The sequence below is a fragment of the Roseibium sp. ROS1 genome (assembly GCF_054658215.1).
Genome location: NZ_BAAGIG010000003.1, coordinates 114,274 through 139,281 on the forward strand (window position 1 = coordinate 114,274; position 25,008 = coordinate 139,281).

Sequence of the window (25,008 nt, forward strand, 5' to 3'; positions counted from 1 at the left end):
GAAAGCGCTGCTCCTGTCAACATGGTTTTGCAAAACACTGTTCCGCGGGGTTTGACACACCCGGTGAGAAGCAGGAAAACCGGGAGAAACCCGGGACAGAGGAAACACCTTGGGAAGAGCTGAGCGAGCATGACACGCAAGGCGGACCGGGATCAGATCCGGCGGCAAAACAGAAGTATTGTTCTACAGGCCCTGCGCCGGAACGGCCCTATGGCGCGGATAGATCTCGGCCAGATGACACGGCTGAGCCCCGCGACGGTGACGGCCATCACCTCCGATCTTCTGGACCAGGGATTGATCCTGAGCCTGGAGAGCGAGGAGCCCAAAACACCCCAGGCGCGTGGACGGCCACGCACCCTTTTGAAGCTCAAGCCGGACGCGGTCTATACGGTTGGCGTCCGTCTTTCGGTCAACAACATCGACCTGTCGCTGGTGAATTTCGCCGGCGAGGTGGTGTGCGACAGGCGCAGCCATTTTGACAGCGCCACCGAAGATGCCGACAGCTTTCCCGAAACCCTGATCACCGCGATCAGGCAGTTCCTCGACGAGGCCGGCATCGGCCCGTCACGGGTTCGGGAAATCGGCGTTGCCGCACAGGGTGTCGTTGAAACGGAAACCGGCGTCGTTGCCTGGAGCCCCGCCTTTGCCGGGCGCAAGATTCCTGTCGTCGGTCCATTGCACGAAGCCTTCGGGGCGGATTGCTACATTTCCAACGACACCAACATGATCACCGAGGCGCTGCACTGGTCGGACCCGAACAAGTACAGCGGGACATTTGCCGTGATCATGCTCGATTACGGTGTCGGCATGGGGCTTTACCTCGACAACCGGCTGTTTTCGGGAGCAAGCGGCACGGCCGCCGAGTTCGGCCATGCCAACCATCTGCCCGGCGGGGCGCTCTGCCGATGCGGCAAGAAGGGCTGCCTTGAGGCGTATCTATCCGATTACGCGCTGGTGCGGGCTGCCTCTCATCTGCCGGAGAACACCGATCCAGGCACCATCAAGGCGGGCGTCAGCGGCCTTGCCCGGCTGATCGAACTGGCCGGCTCGGGAGACAAGGACGCCTGCAACGCGTTTCACGACGCAGGCCGGGTTCTGGGCTATGGTCTTGCCCGGGTGATTGCGATGATCGACCCCAAGCGCGTGGTGCTGACCGGCGCTGCGATGCGAGCCTTCTCCTTCATGGAAAAAGGCATGTGGGAAGGGCTGGAAGAGGCTCTCGTTTCCGATCTCAGGAACAATTTCTCCCTGGACGTGATGCCGTGGAATGAGGACTTCATTCGCAGCGGCCTGATCGCCCAGTCGATGGAACGTCTCGACAAGGATTTTCTCGGCAACGCAACTCCGCCCTCAGGCCGCATAGCGCGGCTCGACCGCAAGGAGGCGACGGCATGACAGGCAAATCCCGGCTCGCAGTCTCTGCTCTCGTCCTCGGCATCACCCTGCCTGCATCAGCACTTGCCGATCCCGCACCCTGGAGCGAACGGGCCATCAAGGAAGACGTCGATATCGACGCCCTGGCGCAATCGGGCGAAGATGCGATCACCGTGCTGCAGCCGCTTGGGGAAGAGCTGTTCAAGGCCAAGTTCACCACACTGGATGGCGCAGGCCGGCCGGACGCGACACGGGCTATCGTGCCGACAAAAGTGCGCCGCAAGGCACCGCAGGCGTTCCAGCGTCTTGCTGGAATGGACGCCAATTCCTGCTCTTCCTGCCACAACGAGCCTGTGATCGGTGGTTCCGGTGCGTTCACGGCAAACGTGTTCGTGTCCGAAGGTTTCGAAAGCGCCGACTTCGACACCACGGATCCCCAGTTTTCCAACGAGCGCAACACGGTCGCGCTTCAGGGAGCCGGGCTGATCGAATTGCTTGCCCGGGAAATGACCACGGACCTGCGCAGCCAGCGGACGGATCTGCTGGCCCGGGTGCGGAAAAGCGGTCAGGAAGAAACCGTCAGCCTGGAAACGAAGGGCGTCTCCTTCGGCAAGTTGACCGCCTTTCCTGACGGGACACTGGACGTTTCCCGTCTCGAGGGTATCGACGACGACCTGACCTTGCGACCTTTCAGCCAGAAGGGTGTCTTTGCCTCGCTTCGTCAGTTCAGCGTGAACGCCACCAACGATCATCATGGCGTACAGGCGGTCGAGCGGTTCGGCGCCGAATGGACAGGATCGGACGACTTCGACGGTGATGGCCATACGGGCGAAATTTCGCCGGGTCAGATCTCGGCGCTGGTCGCCTTCCAGGCAACGCTTCCCGCGCCCACCCGAAAACAGGATCTGCCGGATGTCTGGCAGCAGGCGGCGGCAAAGGGAGAAGCGCTTTTCGGCACCATTGGCTGCAGCTCGTGCCACATTCCCGAATTGCCGCTCGAAAGCCTCATCTTTCAGGATCCCGGCCCGTTCGACACCGCCGGTACCCTGCGCCAGAGCGACGTGAAGGCACCGCTCGAACTTGACCTCGGCACGCTGGACTGGGTGAAGGCCCTGCCGCGCGATGACCAGGGCCGAGTGCTGGTTCCCCTTTACGGCGACCTGAAGCGCCACACGATTGCCGATGCGGCCAACGACACATTCGGCAACGAACTGCTGGCCCAACGCTTTGTTGCGCGCGACGTTTTCATCACGTCCGAACTCTGGGGCATCGGCAGCACGGCGCCCTATGGGCACCGGGGCGATATCACGACGCTGGAAGAGGCGATCCTGGCCCATGGCGGCGCTGCTTCCGACAGCCGCAAGGCCTATGCAGGTCTGACGGAAACCGAGCAGCAGACGATCATCGCCTTCCTGCGCAGCCTGGAGATCGCGGAATGAAGCCTATCAGCCTTTCCGTGTCCGGTGCGCTGTTGAGCGTAAGCCTTGCGGCCCCAGCTCTGGCAGACGACACCCGTCAGGTTTCCGTTGCGCCCGTCCCCTCGTTTGTGGAAGAGGCTTCGGCTGCGGGCATCGAACATTCCTATGACGGTGCGTGGGAATTCTTCGTTGGTGGCGGCACCGCGATCTTCGATTGCGATGGCGACCGCAAGCCGGATCTGTTCTTTGCCGGCGGCAAGAACCCGGCGCAGCTTTTTCGCAACGAAAGCCGTGTGGCAGGACCGCTGAAATTCACAGCGGTGGAAACAGGCCTCAACGAAAAACAGGCCACCGACGTGCTCGGCGCCTATCCGCTCGACATCAACAACGACGACATCCTGGATCTCGTCGTGCTGCGCCTGGGTGAAAACCTGATCCTGGAAGGCAAGGGCGCCTGTACCTTCGAGGTCGCCAACCGGGCCCTTGGCTTCGACGGCGGCCGCGAATGGAGCACTTCCTTTTCCGCCACCTACGAACCAGGGCTCGATTATCCAACGCTTGCCTTTGGCAATTATGTCGATCGTTCTGCCCCCGGTTCGCCCTGGGGCACCTGTCACGACAACTTCCTGTTCCGGCCGGAAAAGGCGGAGGACGGCAGCCCGCTCTACGCGGAAGCAACCCGTCTGTCGCCGGGATATTGCAGCTTGTCGATGCTGTTCACAGACTGGAACCGCTCCGGCGAACCGGCGCTCAGGATCTCGAACGACCGGCAATATTACCGCGGTGGCGAGGAGCAGCTCTGGGCCGTTGCGCCCGGCAGGCCGCCTCGCCCCTATCGCAAGTCCGATGGCTGGCAACACCTGAAGATCTGGGGCATGGGCATTGCGTCCATCGACCTGGATGTGGACGGTTTTCCCGAGTATGCGCTTACCAGCATGGGCGACACCAAGCTGCAGAAGCTTGACCCGGAATCTGACGAGACCGTGCCGGTCTATCAGGACATTGCCTTCGACCTCGGCGTTACCGCGCACCGGCCCTATGCGGGCGAAGACCTGAAACCCTCAACCGGATGGCATTCCGAGTTTCAGGACGTCAACAATGACGGGCTCTGGGACCTCTTCATTGCCAAGGGCAATGTGGAAGCCATGCCCGACTTCGCGGCCTATGACCCGGACAATCTCTTGCTCGGCCAATGGGACGGCCGCTTTGTGGAAACCGGCGACACCGCCGGGATTGCGCTGAACCGGCGCGGACGCGGGGCGGGGCTGGCGGATTTCAACGCCGACGGACTGGTGGATCTGGTTGTCGTCAACCGATCCGGACCGGTGAGCCTGTTCCGCAATACCGGACAGGGCACGGCAGAAGAACCGAAACAGCTCGGCAACTGGCTGGCTGTGGACGTGCGCCAGCCGGGCAAACCCAACTCCCGCGCAGTGGGGGCCAAGATCAGCGTGAAGACGGGAAACCGGACCGTGGTGAAGGACATCCAGGTGGGGGCAGGCCATGCCTCCGGCCAGATGGGCTTCGTTCACTTCGGACTGGGTGTAGCGGAACGTGCCAACGTGCGAATCAAATGGCCGGACGGCGACTGGAGCCACGGCTACCGGGTCTTTGCCAACGGTCACGTGATCATTGAACGGGGTGCGGAAAAGGCAAAGCTCTGGTATCCGGAGTAGGCCCCGGCTAGGCACCTTTCCGGTCCTGAATAACTGGTTCGCGAGACGCGTCGTAAATTCAGAAAAGCTGCATTTTTTCAATGACTTTCCGGCTCTTATGCCGGAACATGCATGACAAGATGCAATTTCTGGAGAACCTGCGCTCATGGCCGGTCCAACCGACAAGAAATCCTTCAATCCCCCTTCCGTACGAACACCCTTCGGGCAGTACAATCACGGCCTTTACGTGCCACCCGGCGCCAGCCTTCTGGTGACCTCCGGCCAGCTCGGTATCCGGCCGGACGACACGATTCCGCCGGACGTGACCGGTCAGACCGAAGTTTGCTTCGAGGCCATCGCCGCGATCCTGAAGGAAGCGGACATGGGCTTCGAAGACGTCATCCGCATTTCCGGCTTTGTCACGCGGCGGGAAGATTTCGCGGACTATATGGCCGTTCGAGACCGCTACACCGGAGCGCTGAAACCGGTCTCGACCCTGTTGGTGGTTGGTGGCTTCACGCGTCCGGAGTTTCTGGTGGAAGTGGAAGTGACCGCGGCGAAGGTGTTCTAGCCCAGCCAGCCCGGAGCGGTGTCAGAACCGCTCCATTTCCTTGCCGACCTTCTCCAGAAAGGCACCGGTCGAGGCCGGGGTGCAGTTGTTCATGTCGTAATGGGCCAGATATTTCACCGGTGCGCCGATCTTGATCTGTGCCCGGATGACCCGATTGACCACCTTGCGCGGCGGATCGCCAACCAGAAACGCCCGCCACCGGCTGCCGCCATAGGTCATGACGGCCGCCATCTTGCGGATATGGCGCAAGGTCGGCGTCAAGGTGCCGTCTTCCAGATGAAACGAAACGCCTGGCAGCCAGACACGGTCGAAGTAACCTTTCAGCATCGCGGGAAAGCCGAAGTTCCAGACCGGCGTGCAGATGACCAGACCTTCCGCCGCCAGCAGGCGCTCGCAGTAATTGTCGACCAGTTCCCGGTTCTCGGGGACCGTGTGATAGATGTCCCTGTCGCGGGCGGAGAGGACGGGGTCGAACCCTTCCTCATAGAGATTGCAGCCGTCGACCTCATGCCCCGCCTTCGCCAGGCTTTCACAGGTCTTGTGATAGAGCGCCCGGCCGAAACTGTGCTCCTGCGGGTGGGAATGGAGAACCAGTACACGCATCTGATCAGGCCTCGGCAAAGGCCTGAAGGCCCGGGAAAAGATAGTTCTGGCCGGAATTGAAGTCGAAGTCCGGATTGTCCCAGGCGATCATCTTGCCCGGATTGAGCAACCCTTCCGGGTCCGTCTCCTTCTTGAAGGCGAGCTGGACCTGGTCGGTCTGTTTCATGCCGCCTTCTTCAAGGGTGTAGCGATGCGGGTTGAACACCCGGCAGCCGTTTTCCTCGTGCAGACGGATGATCTCGTCCAGCCGTTCTTCCGTCGTGTAGCGGATCAGGGGAAGGCCGGAACATTGCACCTGACCATCGAACCGCAGGAACTCCAGGTGTCCGAAGATCTCGCCCGGGAACATTTCGGTGGTCTTGCGCACAAGCTCCACGTGGTTCGGGCCCGGATACTGCGTCTGCAGGTAGGTGAAGGAACTGTCGAACTTCAGCGCCCGCAGTGTCGTGTGGTTCCAGGCAAGCTCATAGACATGCGGAATGCCCTTCATGCTTTCCACTTCGTCCGACCGGAAGCGCACTTCGCCCTTCATCCGTTCCGCAAGCGCAAGCATTGCCGACATGGAATGCGGCGCCACCATCAGCACGGTGACCGCCTCGCCTTCCTTCAGCCAGGGCTTGTGCCGCGTGAAGAAATCGAACGGTATGGGTGCCGCTATCGGGGCGACTTCCTTCAGCAGAATACCGTTGCTGCGCGCCAGCTTGTCGGAAAAGACGACCGCGTCCATGAAGGTTTCGTGGCCGACGATCACGTCCACCCAGTCATGAGCCGTTGTCAGCGGCATTTCGACTTCGGTGATGATACCGTTGGTGCCATAGGCATGACTGACCTTCTGCAGGTCCCAGGTGGACAGCTCGATCACCCTGGGTTCGGCTTCCATGGTGACGATGCGCAGGCGCAGGATGTTGCCGAGGTCGCGCAGGCCGCCCCAGTGAACCGAACCGACACCGCCGGAGCCACCGGCGATAAAGCCGCCAATGGTCGCGGTTTGCGCGGTTGAAGGATGGAAGCGCAGTTCCTGGCCCGAATGTTCTTTTGTAATCTTGTCGAGCTTTGCGATGACGATGCCCGGACCGCAGACGACCCGGCCCGGTGCGATTTCCTTGACCTCGTCCATCTTCGACATATCAAGCACGATGCCGCCGGACAGTGGCATCGCCTGGCCATAGTTGCCCGTGCCCGCACCACGCGGCGTGACCGGCACACCGTGCGCAAATGCCGTTTTCAGAACCTTTATGACTTCCGCTTCATTTTTCGGCGAGACCAGAAGATCTCCGGTGACGTTGTCGAGCTGGGCCTTGAGGACCGGCGAATACCAATAAAAGTCACGGCTCTTGGCCTGAACCAGACGCGGATTGTCCTCAACCGCAATGCCATCAAGTTCGGCCTTGATTGTCTCGTAATCGGCCATGGTCAGCCTTTCGTCAGCGGGTCAAGTTCAGAATAATCCGGCAGGCGACGGTCGATGCCCATGCCATTCCGCATCACGATGCGGTCCGCCTGCGGACGGGACAGAAATTCGCTCCAGCTTCGAGCGTTGAAGATGACGAGATCGGCGCCCAGCCCCTCGGCAATCCGCCCGACTTCGGGGACTTGCAGGATGTCGGCCGGAAGGCTGGTGACCACCTTGGCCGCATCATCAAGCGGGTGGTCCAGATGCGCAATACGCACCGCCTCGCGGAACACTTCCACCATGTCGAGATCGCCATAGGCGTAGAAAGGATCGCGGGTATTGTCCGATGAAACGGCCACCGGCACGCCTGCGGCCCGCAGTTCGTGCAGCAGTGTAACGCCACGCGACCGTGGCGTGCGGCCCGGGTGCCGGTCCTGCAGATACATGTTGCACATGGGCAGGGAAACGACGGAGAGGCCTGCCTCCCTCACCTTGTCGATTGTCGCCTTGGCCTTGTCGTCGTCCTGGCGCGCCAGGGAACAGCAATGGCCGACCGTGACAGCGCCTTCGAACCCGTTGCGCAGCTTGGCTTGCGCAATAGCAAGCAGCGTCAGGACGTTGGCATCCTGGGTCTCATCAACATGCAGGTCGATATCGAGGCCGTTGTCCGCAGCCGTGCGAAACAGGATATCCAGCCTGCGGTCTAGATCCGGCAACGGGAAGGTCACGCCGCCAAGCAGCCCGCCGTTTGCCACGACGACCTCCACCAGGTCGGAAAAATAGGCGTCGTCATCGATGGCATCGATCGGAAACAGGGCGGCAGCCTGCAGGGCGATCCGGTCTTTCCAGCGTTCGCGCATGTCGGCGAACACCTCGAAGGAAATCCGGTGCTGCGGTGCCAGGCTGTCGAGATGGGTGCGCAGGAGGCTGGTTCCGTGCGCATAGGCACAGCGCAGGGAGAAGTCCATGCGCGTTTCAACGTCCCTGGCCGTCCAGTTTGCCTCCCGGTCGGCTCTGACGGCGGCAAGTGCACCGTCGAAATCGCCTGTCGGGTTGGGTTGCCGGTCCCAGATATGACCCTTGTCGATGTGGGTGTGCATGTCGGCAAAGCAGGGCCAGACCATGCGCCTTTGCAGATCAACGCTTTCTATGTCCGCGGGGGCTGTCCCAGCCGGTAAAATGGCCTCAATACGCCCGTCTGAAATGATCAGATCGGCCGACGACAGACCCTCGCGCGCAGGAAGCGCCGACCCCGGCGTGACTGCGGTGGGCAGGGTTGCGGTGCGCAGCGCGAACCGGCCGGTTTTGGGAAGGTCGAGTGTCATCAGTTTTCCCGCTTCAGGCTGCTTTCGTGCCAGCGATGCAGTGTCCACCAGGAGATGAAGGACGTCAAAGCGAAGATCAGCACACCCAGGCTGGCAAGCAGGAACAGCGCTGCGAACAGACGTGAAATATTGAGCCGGAACTGGGATTCCAGAAGGCGGAAGGCAAGTCCCGAGCCTGCACCGGCCGATCCGGCCGCAAATTCGGCAACGACCGCCGCTATCAACGCAAGACCGCCACCGATGCGAAGGCCGGTCATGAAATACGGCAGGGAAGCCGGCAGCTTCAGATAGATCAGCGTCTGCCAGCGCGAGGCGCCGTAAAGTTCAAACAGATTCAAGAGGTTGTGATCCACGCTCTTCAGGCCCTGCACCATGTTGGACAGGATCGGGAAGAAGGCGACGACAAAGGCGCAAATCAAAAGCGCTGCCTGCGTCGACGGCGCGTAGATCAGGATCAGCGGAGCGATCGCGATGATCGGCGTGACCTGCAGGATAACGGTGATCGGATAGAGCGCCGTCTCGATCCAGCGGGACTGCACAAGCAGGATCGCCATGCCGCCACCGCCGATCAACGCCAGGGCAAGGGAGGCAAGCGTGATCTTGGTCGTCACCCAAAGGGCGGGCAGCAGGATGTGCCAGTCGGACATCAGCGAATTCACCACCAGTCCCGGGCCGGGAAGAATGTAGTGCGGAATGTCATTCACGGTGACCATGACCTGCCAGAGCGCGATCAAGCCTGCGATGACGAAGATCGGCACCAGAACCGTCAGGATACGCTCCCGCCGCTTGGCAGCGGCAGCGCTTTCCTTTGTCGGCAGCTTGGCTGCTGATGCAGGCCTTTTGCGCGAGACCTGCGCTTCGCGGTCTGGTTCCTGCAGAACGTCGGCGGGGGCCAGTGTTTCGTTTGCTGGTGCGGTCATCAGTGCTCCTCGCCTCCCATGGCTTCCGACAGCATGGCGGAGACTTCCGCGCAGGCCTGCCTGTACTCCTCGGAGGTACGGTACTGCGCATCCCGCTCCAGACTGGTGTGCAGGGGAAAGTCCGAGTGCACGCGGCCCGGCCGGGCTTTCATCACCACGATCCGGTTTGCCAGATAGGCGGATTCATAGACGGAATGGGTCACGAAGATCACCGTGATGCCGGTCGCCTTCCAGAGCGCCAGCACATCGTCATTCAGCTTTTGGCGCGTGATCTCGTCAAGGGCGGCGAAGGGTTCGTCCATCAACAGCAGCTTGGGCTCGGTTACCAGCGCACGCGCAATGGAGACCCGCATCTTCATGCCGCCGGAAAGTTCGCGCGGATAGGCATCGGCGAAGTCCTTCAGACCTACGCTTTCCAGCGCGGTCATGATCCGTTCCGATGCCGCTTTCTTCGAGACGCCCTTGAGGCGCAGGGGAAGGTAGACGTTGCCGAAGACGGTCTGCCAGGGCATCAGCGTCGGTTCCTGAAACACGAAGCTGATGTCGCCGTCAGGCAGACCTCTGGAGTTGATGCGGAAACTCGGCCAGTCGATTTCGCCTTCCGATACGCCGCCAAGGCCGGCGATGATCCTGAGCGCGGTCGACTTGCCGCAACCGGACGGCCCCAGCAAACTTATGAACTCTCCCGGCCGGACCGTCATGGACATGCCGGACAGGGCCAACGTCCCGTTGGAGAATACCTTCGAAACATTATCCATCGCCACCAGCGGGCGGGATGATTTCACACTGCGGGCCGACGGCGTCTTCGTTTCTGCGCTGCCCTGTTCGGCGATGACCATGCTCAACTCTGCATCTGGAGGCGGCCGCTTCGCACGCCGTGGCGCGAAGCGGAATGTATTTGCCAAACCGGCCTTACTTCTTCAGGTCGAGGCCGACGCCCTTGCAGACGAAGTCCGTGGTGTAGGACTGCTTGTAGTCAAGAGAGGCATCCACGACGGCGATCGAAGCCAGCGTATCGAAGAACGCCTTGAAATGCTCGTCGGTCATGCAACCGATGCCCTTTTCTTCCGTGTCGCCGGAATCCACGATGCCGTATTCCTTCATCTTCGCAAGGGAATAGGCGAGCTGACCGTCGGTCATTTCCGGGTTGTCTTTCTTGATCAACTCGTTTGCCGCGGCGTTGTCGCCGTAGAGGTAATTGTACCAGCCCTCGATGGAGGCATCGACGAAACGCTGCACCAGATCCGGGTTTTCCTCGACCAGCGCCTTGGAAGTGGTGATCATGGTCGAATACGGCGTCCAGCCTTCATCGGCCAGAAGGAACACTTTCGGCGCCCAGCCTGCCTGGTTTTCGATTTCATACGGCTCGGACGTCAGGTAGCCCTGCTGCGCGGACTTGGGATCGACGATGAATGGAGCCGGGTTGAAGGTGTAGGGCTTGAACTGGGCGTCGGAGAAGCCTTCGAAGTTCTTCTTCATCCACTCGAAATAGGTGACGTAGCCGTCCTTGCCCATGTAGATGGTTTCAAGCTTGGCAAGGTCGGTGAACTTGTCGATGCCCTGATCGGGATGCGCAACGAGGATCTGCGGATCCTTCTGGAAGATGCTGGCGACGTTGATCAGCGGAATGCCTTCCTTGACGTAGTCGAAGCCCTTCAGCGTCCCGCCCATGTAAAAATCGATCTTGCCGGAGATCAGCAGCGCATCGTTGGCAGCCTGCGGGCCGCCCGGCGCGATCGTGACCTTCAGGCCGTATTTCTCGTAGGTGCCGTCGGCAACGGCCTGGTAAAACCCGCCGTGTTCCGCCTGCGCGAGCCAGTTGGTGCCGTAGCTCACCTCATCCAGCGCCAATGCCTGGTGAGTGGCGGTTCCGGTGAGAAGAACCGCTGCGAGAAGCGTCTTCGCAGATGGGAAAACTGTCATTTCGTACCCTCCAGTAAAACAAAACTACCGTGAAACCGCACATTTCCGAAAATATTTGATCCCTTGCAGCGCACGTTGAAAAGCATCAAAATTCGCCTGCAGCGATGCCTTATTGTCATCGCTATCTTTTCTGACGATCAATTGTGCCGCATGCACAAAAAGGAGGCACTTCTTGGCCCTGCTCCACTCCCGCAAGCTGCTTTACCTGGATGAGATCGCGCGCTGCGGCTCCATTCGGAAGGCAGCTGATCGGCTGAATGTGTCGTCCTCCGCCATCAACCGGCAAATCCTTGCCCTGGAAGAGGAATTCGGCGTTCCCCTGTTCGAACGCCTGCCACGCGGGCTGCGGCTTACCGCGGCTGGAGAGCTGTGCGTTGAACATATCCGCGGCGTTCTGAAAGACTATGCCAGGCTAGAGACCCGGATCCGGGCGCTGAAAATGCCGCAGGCCGGCCAGGTTTCGCTGGTGACGACCGTCGGCCTCGCTTCGGGACCGCTGTCGGAAATCATCGCGAAGTTCATCGAGAAGAACCCGCGCGTTCACATCAAGCTTCGCAGTGACGGCGGCACGACGACGATCAATCCGGTCCTGACAGGCGAAGTCGACATCGGCCTCGGCTTCAACATTGCCGCAACGCCGGGCCTGCGGACGCTGGCCACCTTCGACATTCCCATCGGCGCAGTGGTTCCGCCCGGACACAAACTGGCGCAGGAAACCGGGCCGGTCGATCTCGTGGATGTGGTTCAGGAGCGTCTGGTGCTGGCCCAATCGGGAACCAGCCTGCGGGACGTGATCAATTTGGTACTGTCGTCCGTGCCGATCCCGGTGGAACCGATCCTGGAAACGAACTCCTCGGAAACGGTTCGCCAGCTTGTCCGGCGCGGCATCGGCATCAGCCTGCTCAATCCACTGGACGTTCTGGCCGAATGCCGGAGGGGCGAGCTTGTTTTCCGACCGCTGAACGTTGCCCGGACACATCACCAGCCGATGAAGCTGTTTACTCGGGCGCGAGCCTCGATGGACGCGGCAACAAGCCTGTTCGTCGAATTCCTGCTGCAGGAACTCGTTGCTCAGGTGGAGGAATTGCAACGGGAAGGCAACCTGCCCGTTTAAGATCCGAAGATCGTTATGGCTTATACAGGTTGGTCAGCGAATAGGCTGTGAAGTCACGCAGCATCTCAATGAAACCGGCGGCCTGATGAGCACTGATCACCGCTCCTTTTTCCGCCGTCCCCCTGGAGGCATCTCCAACGACGCCGGCCGGGTTGAGATCATGGGCGATCCAGGCCAGGGCATGGGGCGGCGTCGGCTGGATGTATTTGGAGTTTTCCAGCATCTCTTCGGCTTTTGAGATGAAGTTCTCGGCCTTGTCCATGCGGACCAGTTCAGGCCGGAAATGCAGCATCAAGGATGTTTCGACCTCGCCGCCGTGAATACCGAATTTGGACTCGTGAGCGGAAATCATGCCGTCCGGATGGCCGAACCGGCCCCAATGCGTCACCAGAACAGCCATTTCGTAACGCACGCGCAGTTCGCGCGAGACGATGCTGATGATGTCGGTGTTGCCGCCATGGGAATTGACGATCACCATCTTGCGAATGCCGGCTTCCGACACTTTCTGGCCAATGGCGGTCCAGACGGGGATCAGCAACTCAGCCCCGAGAGACAATGTTCCCGGGCCGTAGACATGTTCGTTCGCCTTGCCGATTTCCTGCACAGGCAACACCAGAATATCGAGATCTTCCGGCAGCTGTTTGCGCGTTTCGGCAAGCATTCCCTGGGCGATTGCGACATCGGTCGCGATCGGCAGATGCGGGCCATGTTGCTCGGTCGAGGCGGTCGGCAGGATTGCGATGGTCCGCTCGGGATCAAGCGCCGCGAAATCCGAGGCATTCAATTCGTTCCAGAAGAAATGCTTGGCCATCGGCACTGTCCCAACTCTGTTGCCGTGATGCGTTCCTGTTTGGCGTAGGCAAGTCGGCGACACTTGAAAAGCATCATTATGTCTTCAGCCCGCTGCCTTTTTGTGCGCAGTGGGTTTCAAGCCCTTTGCCGACCCGGAGCAAAATATGGCGACATCCGTCCGCCACTTTGTACTCAATCGAAAAATATTTTCCTTTTCTGTCCACAAACATGTCCACAGGCGCGGGGTTCCGAAAGCGGGCTGAAACCGGTCATTTTCCCGCCACTGCAAATCCGGAAACCTTTTGTTAACCATGCAGTTAGCGGGAGTTCCCCAAGGAGACGCGCTGCATTCCGGGGTTACTCGCCCGGCTCGGATAGCGAACGTTTGGGCGCACCTACACCTACCCAGAAGCGAAACGGCCACATTTACACCAAAGATTTGCCTTGTGATGTCCGAGGTAGGACGCCGCATTGAGGCTCGGGATGCGGCATTGGGTAAAATGTAAGGTGGGTAACCGACATGTATCTCCTGTTCTTCATGGGAGCCGTCCTCTATGGCGCCGTTACGCTGGTGTTTCTGATCCTGTCGTCTGCGGAATTGCTTGATAGCGGACTGAGCACACCAAAGCGGCTGCTGGGAGTTCTGGTCACATCGATCTTGTGGCCTGCGACTCTTGTTGCAGTCAGTCTTGTGCTCGCGTTCCAGAATGTGGCCGGACGGGTTCAAAGCCCCCGTCAGACAGTGCCCCTGCGCCTGTCACACCACTCGCACTAACCGGGACACGGTTCCGGAACCAACGCTACCAGTTTGCCTGGCGGCCGCTTTAACTCCGGTGCACACAGGTGCGCCGGAGCTCTTTGGCGTGCGTGCGCGTTGATCTGTCCTGTTTTCCCCGCCAATACACCGTGACAGGCAGCTGTCAGGCCGGATTTTGCGCCATGGCGCAAATTTCATCACAGCGCCTTTTTTGAGTTAAGATGCTGTTTTTCCGGTAATTTTATTGCTGATTTTTTCCCTCAAGTTTTTAATCATTCCAAAAAAAATTTGACTAACTGTTCAAATTTTCTTCCAATGCATTCCTGAGCCTCCTCATCAAACGAAGGAAGCCACCTTGAAAACGATCGCCAACCTTCCGGAGATCTCCATGACCCAGACCAAAGCCGGCCCGGACATTGCCGCCGGGCGCTTGCCTGAGGACGCATACGCTGAGAATTTCAGCGACCTGCACCCGCTGCTGGACCAGCACGAAGCGCAGGTCGAAGCCGACCGTTGCTACTTCTGCTACGACGCCCCTTGCATGCAGGCATGCCCGACCAGCATCGACATTCCGCAGTTCATTCGCCAGATCTCGACCGGGAACCCGACCGGGGCCGCGAAAACCATTTTCGCCCAGAACATTCTGGGCGGCATGTGTGCCCGCGTCTGCCCGACCGAGACACTGTGTGAACAGGTCTGCGTGCGCGAAGTTGCCGAAGGCAAGCCGGTGAAGATCGGCGAGTTGCAGCGGTATTCGACTGATCACTTCATGTCGGAGTTCAGCTCGACGCCGTTCACGCGCGCTGCTGCAACCGGCAAGAAGGTTGCCGTCGTCGGCGCCGGACCTGCGGGTCTTTCCTGCGCCCACCGGCTGGCGGTGCACGGTCACGACGTCACCCTGTTCGATGCCCGCGAAAAGGCCGGCGGCCTCAACGAATACGGTATTGCCTCCTACAAATCGGTCGACGACTTTGCCGCGCGGGAAGTGGATTTCATCCTGTCCATCGGCGGTATCGAGGTTCGGACCGGTATGCGCCTCGGCACCAATCTGGATCTTGCGACCCTGCGTGCCGAATATGATGCCGTGTTCCTCGGCATCGGCCTTGGCGGCGTCAATGCGCTTGGCCTTGAAGGCGAAGACAAGAGCGGCTCGATCGATGCCGTCGACTACATTGCCGACCTGCGTCAGTCGAAGGATCTTTCCGAGCTTCCGGTTGGCCGGCGCATCGTGGTGATCGGCGGCGGCATGACTGCGGTCGACATTGCGGTCCAGACCAAACTGCTGGGCGCCGAAGACGTCACGATCGCCTATCGCCGCGGTCAGGACCGGATGAACGCCTCCGAATACGAACAGCAGCTGGCCCAGACCAGCGGCGTCCGGATCATGACCTGGGCCCAGCCGAAGGGCCTTGTCGGTGAAAACGGTGCGATTACCGCGATTGAACTGGAGCGGACCCAGGAGCAGAATGGTTCCCTGACCGGTACAGGCGAAGTCATCACCCTGCCTGCGGACATGGTGTTCAAGGCCGTTGGCCAGACCCTGGTGCAAGCGGATCTCGGCGATGCGCTGTCCCTTGAAAAGGGTCGAATCGTGGTTGATGCGGACCGCAAGACCAGCCTTGCCGATGTATGGGCGGGCGGTGACTGCGTGCTGGGCGGTGAAGACCTCACGGTTGCCGCTGTCGAGGATGGCAAGATTGCCGCCGAGAGCATTAACGCTGCCCTGACCGCCTGAGACTTGCGCGCCTGAAACCTGAGCGACTGGGACCTGAGCGCCCGGCAGCAGCTGACGCGCTCGGCGCCACCGATTTGAGGGAGAGCCACCATGGCTGACTTGCGTACTGATTTTATCGGCATCAAATCGCCGAACCCGTTCTGGCTGGCATCCGCGCCGCCGACGGACAAGGAATATAACGTCGTCCGGGCCTTCAAGGCCGGCTGGGGTGGCGTCGTGTGGAAGACGCTTGGGGAAGATCCGGCGGTGGTCAACGTCAACGGTCCGCGCTACGGCGCGATCCATGGCAAGGACCGGCAGCTGATCGGCCTCAACAACATCGAACTGATCACCGACCGTCCGCTGGAAGTGAACCTGCGCGAGATCAAGCAGGTGAAGCGCGACTGGCCGGACCGGGCGCTCGTCGTCTCGCTGATGGTGCCCTGCGAGGAGCAGAACTGGATCGACATCCTCCGCCGCGTCGAAGAAACCGAAGCCGACGGTGTCGAACTGAACTTTGGTTGCCCGCACGGCATGAGCGAACGCGGCATGGGCTCCGCCGTCGGCCAGGTGCCGGAATACATCGAGATGGTCACCCGCTGGGTGAAGCAGCATTCGCGCATGCCCTGCATCGTGAAGCTGACGCCGAATATCACCGATGTCCGCAAGCCGGCGCAGGCCGCCAAGGCGGGTGGTGCTGATGCTGTTTCGCTGATCAACACCATCAACTCGATCATGGGTGTCGACCTCGACATCATGTCGCCGTCCCCCTCTGTCGACGGCAAGGGTGCGCACGGCGGCTATTGCGGCCCCGCCGTAAAGCCGATTGCACTCAACATGGTCGCCGAAATCGCCCGCGACCCGGTGACCCACGGATTGCCGATCTCCGGCATCGGCGGCGTGACCACCTGGCGTGACGCGGCCGAGTTCATGGCGCTCGGCGCAGGCTCTGTGCAGGTCTGCACGGCCGCAATGACCTATGGCTTCCGGGTTGTCGAGGACATGATCGAAGGCCTCAGCGACTGGATGGACACCAAGGGCTACACGTCCGTCGACCAGTTTGTCGGCAGCGCGGTGCCGAATGTGTCCGACTGGCAGTACCTCAACCTCAACTACATCGCCAAGGCCAAGATCGATCAGGATCTTTGCATCGAATGCGGCCGCTGCCACATCGCCTGTGAGGACACGTCCCACCAGGCGATCACCAACATGGTGGACGGCGTTCGCAAGTTCGAGGTGATCGACGAGGAATGCGTCGGCTGCAACCTGTGCGTCAATGTCTGCCCGATCGAAGGCTGCATCACCATGGAACCCATGGAGGCCGGCAGCATCGATCCGCGCACCAAGAAGCCTGTCGAAAAGGACTACGCCAACTGGACGACGCACCCGAACAACCCGATGGCCGTCAAGGAAGCAGCCGAATAGGCAAAGCTCCGGCGGTCACCTTCAACGCGGGCAAGATCCTCCCTTGCCCGCGTTTTTTTGTTCGCTTTTCAGTCTAGGGAACCTTGAAAGGGATTGTCGCAAGCAGGCAGATCAACCGCCGGCCCGACGGATGCCTTCCATCCGCGACAAAGGATCAGGCGGCATCAACTCGTTGAAGGGCAGCGGCCTGTCGAAGAGATAGCCCTGCAGGAACTCGCAACCCGCCTCCACCAGGAAGTCGCGCTGTGCTTCCGTCTCGACCCCTTCGCCGACGCTTTGCATGCCCATTACCCGGGCAAGGCTCAGCATGGAGCGGATGACCATGTCCGCTTCCTCGTCCTCGCCGATACGCGACACGAAACTGCGGTCGATCTTCATCTTGTCGAAGCGATACTTGTGCAGGTAGTTCAGGCTGGAAAATCCGGTGCCGAAGTCGTCAATGGCGAGCCCGACACCAAGATCGCGCAGCTTGAGAATGGTGTTCCGCGTCTGCGCGCTTTCCTCCAGCATCAGGTCCTCGGTGATTTCGAGAACAAGCCTTTCCGGAGGAAAGTCGTATTTCTGCAGCAGTGCCTCGACCTTGTCCGCGAAACCTGCGGCCTGGATCTGGCTTGTGCAGACATTGACCGACACGCCGGTCTGCATCCAGCTGCAGGCATCGTGAAGCGCCCGCTCCAGCACCCAGGCACCGATCACAGGCATCAGTCCAGCATCCTGGGCAACCGGCAGGAACATCGCCGGCGGCACCAGGCCGCGGCTTGGATGCCGCCAGCGGATCAGGGCTTCATAGAAGGCCAGTTCGCCCGACCGGGCGTCGACGATCGGCTGATAGAACAGGTCGAATTGCTCTTCACGCAGGGCTGAATCAAGATCCACACGGATCTCGCGCCGTTCGCGCAGAAGGTCGTCCATCCGCTCGTCGTAAATCCGGAACGAGCTTTTCTGCTCCATCTTGCAGCGCTGCAGGGCGATATCGGCAGCGCGAACAAGGCCTGTCAGTGTCTGGCCGTGGTCCGGGAAGCGGGCAATACCTGCGCTTACGGACGTTTCAATGCGCTTGCCTTCATAGTCGAACGGCTGCCGCAGCTTTTCAAACAGCTTGCCCGCCTCCTCAACGGCTTGCTCCGGTGTTTCCCAACGCTCCGTCAGGATCAGGAATTCATCGCCACCGCTGCGCGCGACCAGGTCGAACGGGCCGAGCACCGATCTGATGCGTTCGGCCTGAGCGACCACCAGGCTGTCGCCCACGGTGTGACCGTAGATGTCGTTCACTTGCTTGAGGTTGTCGACGTCGAGATAAATGATCCAGGCGCCACGCTGCTGATCCTTGCGCAAGGCCAGCCTCTTCGTGGCTGTGGCGTGGAAATATCCGCGTGTGACAAAGCCTGTCAGGGAATCGTGATTGGCGGCGTAACGGGCTTCCTGTTCACGGGCTGCCAGCCGTGCCCTGGCGTTGGCATTCTGCCGGAGGGCAATCAGGGCCACCGTCAGAATGACCCCGAGTGACAGCAGGAGAATCGGTATCGAGGACAGGATGATCCCCGACGACTGGCTCATTGGATACCAGGCGAGATAACCAAGCACCGTGCCGGACCCGTTCTGAACCGGGGTGCCGATCATGCCGTCGGGTATTTCCGAAGCGAATTTCAGATTGTCGAGAGCGAGGCTGGACAGAAGATTGCTGAGATGCGCCGCATCGATCTCGAATGCGTTGACGAGAACGTTCGGCGGCCCGAAGGACATTTCGATCCCACCGGGATCCGGTACGATCGCAAAGGCCGCGACGATGAAGGGGTGATCGTTGATCTCGACGATGTCGATGGCCGAAATGTCGGCCAAAGTCCCGGTGAAGCGGACTTCGCCTGGTTCTGACCGGACCAGGGCTTTGACGTAATTGCCGCGTATGCTGTCCAGCGTGCCGGTAATGCCCGTCTGGACGCTCTTGGAAAAGTCTTCCGCTCTCTCCTTGCCGTGGAAGTTGGAAGAAAAGAGGACCTTGCCGTCCGGACCGAAAAGCACCGTGTAGTCGTGGGCAAAATCCAGGGCCATATCGACGCCGAACCTGGCCTCGATCCAGTCGGGCGACAGATTGGTATCGATATTCTGATAGGCGGCGTTGGAAGCGGCGTAGCGCTCCATTTCACGCAACAGCAACTGCTTGTGGTTCTGGAAGACACGCGCGACCGATTTGGTCTCCCGCATCGCAGCTTCGCGCTCCGCGACCAGCACCTTGAACAGCACGGCGCCGAAAGAAAAAATCACCGCGCAGAACATCAAAATGATGACGAGGCTGGAAGAAATGCCGAAAACGCTCGCGGTCATCCGGCGCGGTTCGTCGGACACTGTCTCCGCCGCGGAATGAACCAGGTCGAATTTGTCTGTTTTTCCAGACAGATCGCGCATTTCGCTTTCAAAATCCCAAGCTTTTGTCAGCGAAGCAGTCTGGGTTCAAACCTTTAATTTTTAGTGCCTTGGCAGGCATCAGGCAAAGGCAGCCGGAACGAATTCCGCCCCGGCTGCCCGATTGACGTTACATCTTGTCGGTGACGACCGTTGTTGTGGCGCCTTCCGGCTCCTTGGTGATGACCGGGTCGGACCCGCCGGACAGGAGGGACTTCACGGTGCGCTCATAGGCAGACACGTCCAGTTTGCCGTCAGATCCATCAACCAGCTTGTTGATTTCGCCGACCATGCGGATCTGATGCTTTTCGGTCTGCGCGCCAGTGGCGTCGTTTTCGAGAACGATTTCAGCAGCTTCTTCCGGGTTTTCGGCGGAATAGGCCCAGCCCTTCATGGAGGCCTTCACGAAGCGGGCGAGCTTGTCGACCATTGCCGGGTCGTCCAGGCTGGATTCCAGAACGTAGAGACCGTCTTCCAGCGTGGCGACACCCTGGTCTTCGTATTTGAAGACGATCAGATCTTCTTCCGGAATGCCGGCATCGATGACCTGCCAATATTCGTTGTAGGTCATGGTGGAGATGCAGTCAGCCTGCTTCTGCAGCAGCGGATCGACGTTGAAGCCCTGCTTCAGGACGGTCACGCCTTCGTCGCCACCGTCCGTCGGAATGCCGAGCTGGCTCATCCAGGACAGGAACGGATATTCGTTACCGAAGAACCAGACGCCGAGTGTCCGGCCCTTGAAGTCTTCCGGCGAGGTGATGCCGGTTTCCTTCAGGCAGGTCAGCATCATGCCGGACTTCTTGAACGGCTGTGCGATGTTGACAAGCGGCACACCTTTTTCGCGCGATGCCAGGGCGGACGGCATCCAGTCGATGATCACGTCGGCTCCGCCACCGGCAATAACCTGCGGCGGCGCAATGTCCGGACCGCCCGGCTTGATCGTTACATCCAGGCCTTCTTCGTCGTAAAAGCCCTTGTCCTTGGCCACGTAATAGCCGGCAAACTGGCCCTGTGTGACCCACTTAAGCTGCAGTGTCAGCTCGTCCGCGGCGTTGGCCGCACCTGACACCAGGCTTGCGCCCAGGACAGACGCGAGCGCCAGACTTTTCAATGCCTTCATTGCCATTCCCCTACTGGTTATGGGCGAGCCGCTGTCGGACTCACCCTTCTCTGGAACTTCAAACCCTAACCGGTGCGGACCTCGGAGCGGTTCCCGGCCGCCTGATCCTCTTCCGGTTGTTTGGCCGCATCCGGACGCCGGGGCATTTTGCCTTCTCAACGAACAGTGCTGACCAATTGGTCAAGAAAATCTAGAAAGGTGCCATGTCACTGGTCAAGGTTATTTTTTCATCAAGGCCATTTGGCGTTTCAAAGACGAGCATAGGCGGGCCTGGTTCAAGTTGTGAAGCCGGTGGATCGGATTTTTAGTTGCCTGACGCCCGGTCAGTCGATCCATACTTAACGGTGCATAGTGGGAGGAGATTGCGCGGCCCGGATTCCTTGCGAATCCGCCGGTCGGCAATGCAAATGGACAAAAAACATGATTTCCAAATCAGCCCTGGATTACCAACCGTTGCCGCTGCCGGACCGGCGAATTTACGACGACAAGGAAATGCTGGCCCGTGCACAGGACTTTTATGACGATGTGCGGACCCGCCATACGGTTCGCCATTTCTCGGACCGTCCTGTGGACCGTTCCATCATCGAAGCCTGCATCCGCGCTGCCGGAACCGCCCCGAGCGGCGCCAATCACCAGCCATGGCATTTCGTGGCGATTTCCAATGCCGACCTGAAGCACAAGATCCGCCTGGCTGCCGAGGAAGAGGAACGCAAGTTCTATGATGGCGGCGCGGGCGACGAATGGATCAAGGCACTGGAGCCCATCGGCACCGACGCGGACAAGCCGCATCTGGACATCGCCCCCTGGCTGATCGTGATTTTCGCGCAGCGATGGGGCACCTTCGACGACGGCACCCGCTACAAGCACTACTACGTGCCCGAAAGTGTCGGTATCGCCACCGGCCTCCTGATCACCGCACTTCACCATGCGGGGCTTTCAACCCTGACGCACACGCCCAACCCGATGAAATTCCTCAACGGGATCCTGAACCGCCCGGAAGCGGAAAAGCCGGTCATGATTCTGGCCGTCGGCCATCCCGCGGAAGACGCCACGGTACCGGCTGTCGCCAAGATCAAGAAGCCGCTGGAAGAGATCCTGAGCGTGTTCGAGGGCCAGGAATAGCTTCAGAACCAAGTGCGTTTCCAGCGCGTCACCCCGGGCGGACAGCGCGAAGCCCGGGGCTTACTCGCCCGCAATACGCGGCGATCACCCCGTCACATGTGTCGGGGCAGCGCCGACATTGGCCTTTATCTTATCCAGCAGTTGCTTGCGGTCCGGACTGCCGTCGGCGGCGTAGTTGAGGTTCTTGAAGAGCGATGTCTGTTCGGTGAAGAACTTGCGGACGGCTTCCTTGTCGTCAAAGGCAAAGTCGGTGCGGGCGATCCGGTAGACGAGATCGAAGGTTTCCTGCTGGCGCTTGAGCGGAGCCGACACGTCGACATCGTCAAAGGCATCCTGCTGCAGGTAGACCATGTCGAGAAACAGTGCCTTCTGCTGAAGGATGAAATCGTCGGTCGAGACGCCCTCTTCGCCTGTCACCTGCATCATGCGGGTAATCTCGTCACCCTTGCGCAGGAGTTCAATCATCTCCGAAACGCGGGGAACCCAGTCCGGGCCGATATTGTTCTGGTACCAGTCGTTGAGCTGAATGTGATACCGAGACCAGGACAGCAGCGGGTCGACCGCCGGATAGAAGCGCTTGTAGGCCCGTTCGGACGAGAGGCCCAGGAAGGTCTTGACCGTGCCGAGGGTCGACTGGGTGACCGGTTCCTCAAAATTGCCGCCGGCCGGAGACACCGTGCCGATCATAGTGAGACTGCCGGTCTCGCCGCTGGCGGTCCGCAGGACCCCCGCGCGTTCGTAGATGCCCTTGATGGCGCTGTCGAGATAGGCGGGGAACGCTTCCTCTCCCGGAATTTCCTCCAGCCGGCCGGAGGTCTCACGCATGGCCTGGGCCCAGCGGGAGGTACTGTCGGCGATCAAGAGCACGTCATAGCCCATCTGCCGGTAATATTCGCCAAGGGTAATGCCGGTGTAGATCGAGGCCTCGCGCGCCGCCACGGGCATTGAAGACGTGTTGCAGATGATGACCGTGCGATCCATGAGCGTGCCGTCTCCGGAGGGGTCCGGCTGGTGCGGGAACTCGGTGATCGTTTCGACCACCTCGCCGGCACGCTCGCCGCAGGCAACCACGATCACGATATTGACCGCCGAGAAACGCGAAATCAGCGATTGCAGCACCGTCTTGCCCGCGCCGAAGGGACCCGGAATGCAGCCCATACCGCCACGGGCGATGGGAAAGAACGTGTCGATCAGGCGCAAGGTGGTGATCAGCGGCTCGCTTGGATAAAGCCGCTCGCTCTGACCGGCCTTGACCAGCCCTTCCGGGATCGCCCGGCGAACCGGCCAATGCTGGACCATGGTCAGGTCGCGGGTTTCGCCGCGATCGTTCTTGAGCGTTGCCACCACCTCGTTGATGGTGAACGTTCCTTCGCGTATCCGGTCCACTGTCCAGGAACCCGTCGTAACGAAGGGAACCATGATCCGGTGCTCGAACCTGCCTTCCGGAACCGTGCCGAGCGTTTCCCCGGCTTTGACCACGTCACCGGATTTCACCTTGGGTTCAAACGACCATTTGCGGTTCTGGTCGAGAGCATTGGTGAGCACCCCGCGCGGCAGGAAGAAGCCGTGCTCGGCCGCAATATCGGCCAGCGGGTTCTGCAAGCCGTCAAAAACCGTGCTGAGCAGGCCCGGTCCGAGAGCAACCGACAGCATCTCGCCGCTCTGGATCACCTTGTCACCGACGCGCACGCCCGCAGTGCTTTCGAACACCTGTGCTTCAGCGGACTTTCCGCGCACGCGCAGCACTTCGGCCTTCAGATATTCCCGCGGCTTGCCATCACGTTCGGGACCATGGGGGATAATATAGACCACCTCGTTCTTGATGAGAGGGGCAGAGCCGAGAGGCGACAGTGTGACGAGATCGTCCTGCACGGCGACGATTTCCGCGGTCGGTTCGGGCAACTGAACATGGCTCGTCATGAAGGGGCTCCCTCAAGGGCAGAAGTGAAGTCTGAGAAAAGATCCGGCCGGCCGGCTTGACTGCCGTCATCCGTCTTGCCGTCAAGGGCTGACGCCACGAGCGTGGCCAGCCGGGCACGTGCATCGGCCTCGTTGTAGCGCGACCAGCGTTCCACGATCACCCAGCGCAGCACGTAGATCGCAACGGCCTCGAAATCGAATTCATGCAGGTTGCCGTAATGGCCCATCTGTCGGAAGACCTGGGTGAGGACAAGACGTTCCATGGCGATGTGATCGCCCGCCCGCATCAGTTGGTGAGCCTCGCCCACCCACGGCATGAAATGGCCGAGCCCAAAGGCCGGGTCGCTCCAGTTGGCCTTGACCTGTGCGCACCAGCGGCCGAAGCCCCAGTTCTCGATATCTCCGGCGCTTTCCTGTCCATCCCGGCGTCGACGCAGCGCTGCAATCAGCGTCCGCGTTTCCATGCGTGCCCCGACAAGATGTTGCAGATCCGGATAGGCAGCCAGATCGGCAAGAACCTTGTTTGCCCGCCGGATCACATCGATGTCGCGATCATAACCGGCAACACCGGCCCAGGCCGTCACCTCTACCATCTCGCGCAGCAGGCTCGCATGCGCGGGCTCCAGCATTGACAGCCGCTGCTTCAAGCGGAACCCCGAGATCGGCACGTCCTTGCGCGAGAACAGCTTGCCAAGATGGGGCAGGCTGGACACCAGCGCGATATATTGGTGCGGCCGGCTCATGTCAGCGCAGCACCCCTTCCATCACCGCTCTGAGACGCGGTTGCAGGTGCCGCTTCAACAGTGTCGCGATCGCTTCTTCGGTCAGATCGATGGAAACGTCCCTGTCGGTCAACTTCACCTTGATGCCGTCAAAGCCCGGTGCGGTGGAGAAGGTGACCCCTTGCCGCAACACTTCGCCCGCAAGCGCGATCACGAAGTGGGTGAGGGTTCCCGGCTCGACCGCCTCGGGCGATTGCTTCAACTCCTCGAAGGTGACGACCTTCTCCGGCAGGACGATCTCCATCGGCTCAGCGTCGCCGACCGACGCATTGTCCTTTGCGTTGGCGGCCATCGCCAGAATGAGGTTTTTCAGGAATTCCTGGTCGGCAAGTGTGGTTGCCACCAGCCGGCCGGCTTCCTGCTGAATGCGGTCGCCCAGCTCGTTGCGCAGGCTGAGGACAAGATCGCGCGCGGCAACCTTCAGCCCGTCTTCCGTCGCCGCCTTTTCCCTGGCCGCTTCCGCTCTTGCATCAGCCAGCAGGCTGTCCGCCTTCTGCCTAGCTTCCTCAACGATCGTTTCCGCCTTTTCCCTGGCCTTGGCCAGGATGGCATCCCCCTCCGACTGGCCCGCGGCCACGCCTTCGGACTTCAGCCGTTCGATAAGCGCCTGGACACCGGCACCAGCGGCGTTCTCCAGGTCGTCTGCTGCGTCATGTTTGGACATTGCCGCCTCCTGTTCC

The 25,008-nt window shown here is 60.5% G+C and carries 21 protein-coding genes; 9 read left to right on the top strand and 12 right to left on the bottom strand.

The features are described 5' to 3' along the window. The first annotated feature begins 210 nt into the window (after positions 1-210). The 4 genes from ACYQ6M_RS16725 to ACYQ6M_RS16740 all read left to right on the top strand — a co-directional run bounded on the left by ACYQ6M_RS16725 (position 211) and on the right by ACYQ6M_RS16740 (position 5,018). Positions 211-1,395 carry an ROK family protein gene (locus ACYQ6M_RS16725; RefSeq protein WP_208997797.1) on the top strand — a complete coding sequence of 395 codons (1,185 nt, stop codon included), beginning with the start codon at positions 211-213 and terminating at the stop codon, positions 1,393-1,395. Continuing rightward, a complete protein-coding gene (locus tag ACYQ6M_RS16730; protein WP_460074695.1) occupies positions 1,392-2,813 on the top strand; it encodes a di-heme oxidoredictase family protein in 1,422 nt (473 codons plus the stop codon). Before ACYQ6M_RS16725 ends, ACYQ6M_RS16730 begins: the two co-directional genes overlap by 4 nt. Next, positions 2,810-4,468, top strand: coding sequence for a CRTAC1 family protein (locus ACYQ6M_RS16735; protein WP_460074696.1), 1,659 nt, complete (start codon positions 2,810-2,812; stop codon positions 4,466-4,468). The genes ACYQ6M_RS16730 and ACYQ6M_RS16735 overlap by 4 nt, the downstream gene beginning before the upstream one ends. A gap of 145 nt (positions 4,469-4,613) precedes the next feature. Continuing rightward, complete coding sequence (locus tag ACYQ6M_RS16740; RefSeq protein WP_460074697.1) at positions 4,614-5,018, top strand: RidA family protein; 405 nt, start codon at positions 4,614-4,616, stop codon at positions 5,016-5,018. Positions 5,019-5,039: 21 nt separating this feature from the next. Here ACYQ6M_RS16740 and ACYQ6M_RS16745 read toward each other — a convergent pair whose 3' ends face one another. The 6 genes from ACYQ6M_RS16745 to ACYQ6M_RS16770 form a co-directional block, all read right to left on the bottom strand. Next, positions 5,040-5,621, bottom strand: a complete 582-nt coding sequence (locus ACYQ6M_RS16745; protein ID WP_460074698.1) for an NAD(P)H-dependent oxidoreductase — start codon at positions 5,619-5,621, stop codon at positions 5,040-5,042. Positions 5,622-5,625: 4 nt separating this feature from the next. Next, complete coding sequence (locus tag ACYQ6M_RS16750; RefSeq protein ID WP_062491106.1) at positions 5,626-7,032, bottom strand: FAD-binding oxidoreductase; 1,407 nt, start codon at positions 7,030-7,032, stop codon at positions 5,626-5,628. Between the two features lie 2 nt (positions 7,033-7,034). Further along, the gene (locus ACYQ6M_RS16755) at positions 7,035-8,339 is read right to left on the bottom strand and encodes a cytosine deaminase (protein ID WP_460074699.1); all 1,305 of its coding nucleotides are present in this window, start codon (positions 8,337-8,339) and stop codon (positions 7,035-7,037) included. Continuing rightward, positions 8,339-9,259, bottom strand: coding sequence for an ABC transporter permease (locus ACYQ6M_RS16760; RefSeq protein WP_022999258.1), 921 nt, complete (start codon positions 9,257-9,259; stop codon positions 8,339-8,341). Before ACYQ6M_RS16760 ends, ACYQ6M_RS16755 begins: the two co-directional genes overlap by 1 nt. Then, the gene (locus ACYQ6M_RS16765) at positions 9,259-10,098 is read right to left on the bottom strand and encodes an ABC transporter ATP-binding protein (RefSeq protein WP_419150096.1); all 840 of its coding nucleotides are present in this window, start codon (positions 10,096-10,098) and stop codon (positions 9,259-9,261) included. The genes ACYQ6M_RS16760 and ACYQ6M_RS16765 overlap by 1 nt, the downstream gene beginning before the upstream one ends. A gap of 73 nt (positions 10,099-10,171) precedes the next feature. Beyond that, positions 10,172-11,182 carry an ABC transporter substrate-binding protein gene (locus ACYQ6M_RS16770; protein WP_022999260.1) on the bottom strand — a complete coding sequence of 337 codons (1,011 nt, stop codon included), beginning with the start codon at positions 11,180-11,182 and terminating at the stop codon, positions 10,172-10,174. A 178-nt stretch (positions 11,183-11,360) separates the two neighbouring features. Here ACYQ6M_RS16770 and ACYQ6M_RS16775 point away from each other — a divergent pair, with 178 nt between their 5' ends. Further along, positions 11,361-12,296 (top strand): LysR family transcriptional regulator, encoded by a 936-nt coding sequence (locus tag ACYQ6M_RS16775; RefSeq protein WP_031268748.1) that lies wholly within the window; start codon positions 11,361-11,363, stop codon positions 12,294-12,296. A 13-nt stretch (positions 12,297-12,309) separates the two neighbouring features. Here ACYQ6M_RS16775 and ACYQ6M_RS16780 read toward each other — a convergent pair whose 3' ends face one another. Then, entirely contained in the window at positions 12,310-13,107 is a 798-nt protein-coding gene (locus ACYQ6M_RS16780; protein WP_152504947.1) for a creatininase family protein, read from the bottom strand. A 501-nt stretch (positions 13,108-13,608) separates the two neighbouring features. Between ACYQ6M_RS16780 and ACYQ6M_RS16785 the strand changes: the two genes are divergently transcribed. From ACYQ6M_RS16785 to preA, 3 genes are all read left to right on the top strand, one after another. Continuing rightward, the gene (locus ACYQ6M_RS16785) at positions 13,609-13,863 is read left to right on the top strand and encodes a hypothetical protein (RefSeq protein ID WP_206908344.1); all 255 of its coding nucleotides are present in this window, start codon (positions 13,609-13,611) and stop codon (positions 13,861-13,863) included. Between the two features lie 370 nt (positions 13,864-14,233). Continuing rightward, positions 14,234-15,580: an NAD(P)-dependent oxidoreductase gene (locus tag ACYQ6M_RS16790; RefSeq protein WP_055659228.1), complete on the top strand. Its 1,347-nt coding sequence runs from the start codon at positions 14,234-14,236 to the stop codon at positions 15,578-15,580. 90 nt (positions 15,581-15,670) lie between these two features. After that, entirely contained in the window at positions 15,671-16,984 is a 1,314-nt protein-coding gene (gene preA, locus ACYQ6M_RS16795; RefSeq protein ID WP_022999265.1) for an NAD-dependent dihydropyrimidine dehydrogenase subunit PreA, read from the top strand. A gap of 111 nt (positions 16,985-17,095) precedes the next feature. Here the strand turns inward: preA and ACYQ6M_RS16800 are convergent, their stop codons facing one another. Next, complete coding sequence (locus tag ACYQ6M_RS16800) at positions 17,096-19,387, bottom strand: putative bifunctional diguanylate cyclase/phosphodiesterase (RefSeq protein WP_460074700.1); 2,292 nt, start codon at positions 19,385-19,387, stop codon at positions 17,096-17,098. A gap of 127 nt (positions 19,388-19,514) precedes the next feature. Then, positions 19,515-20,504 carry an ABC transporter substrate-binding protein gene (locus ACYQ6M_RS16805; RefSeq protein WP_460074701.1) on the bottom strand — a complete coding sequence of 330 codons (990 nt, stop codon included), beginning with the start codon at positions 20,502-20,504 and terminating at the stop codon, positions 19,515-19,517. Between the two features lie 420 nt (positions 20,505-20,924). Between ACYQ6M_RS16805 and ACYQ6M_RS16810 the strand changes: the two genes are divergently transcribed. Then, positions 20,925-21,626, top strand: a complete 702-nt coding sequence (locus ACYQ6M_RS16810; protein ID WP_055656922.1) for a nitroreductase family protein — start codon at positions 20,925-20,927, stop codon at positions 21,624-21,626. Positions 21,627-21,710: 84 nt separating this feature from the next. Here the strand turns inward: ACYQ6M_RS16810 and ACYQ6M_RS16815 are convergent, their stop codons facing one another. The 3 genes from ACYQ6M_RS16815 to ACYQ6M_RS16825 are packed head-to-tail and all read right to left on the bottom strand — an operon-like array spanning position 21,711 to position 24,992. Further along, positions 21,711-23,546: a V-type ATP synthase subunit A gene (locus tag ACYQ6M_RS16815; protein WP_055656918.1), complete on the bottom strand. Its 1,836-nt coding sequence runs from the start codon at positions 23,544-23,546 to the stop codon at positions 21,711-21,713. After that, complete coding sequence (locus tag ACYQ6M_RS16820; RefSeq protein WP_022999270.1) at positions 23,543-24,289, bottom strand: hypothetical protein; 747 nt, start codon at positions 24,287-24,289, stop codon at positions 23,543-23,545. The genes ACYQ6M_RS16815 and ACYQ6M_RS16820 overlap by 4 nt, the downstream gene beginning before the upstream one ends. Before the next feature lies 1 nt (position 24,290). Further along, complete coding sequence (locus ACYQ6M_RS16825; protein WP_460074702.1) at positions 24,291-24,992, bottom strand: hypothetical protein; 702 nt, start codon at positions 24,990-24,992, stop codon at positions 24,291-24,293. Positions 24,993-25,008 lie beyond the last annotated feature (16 nt).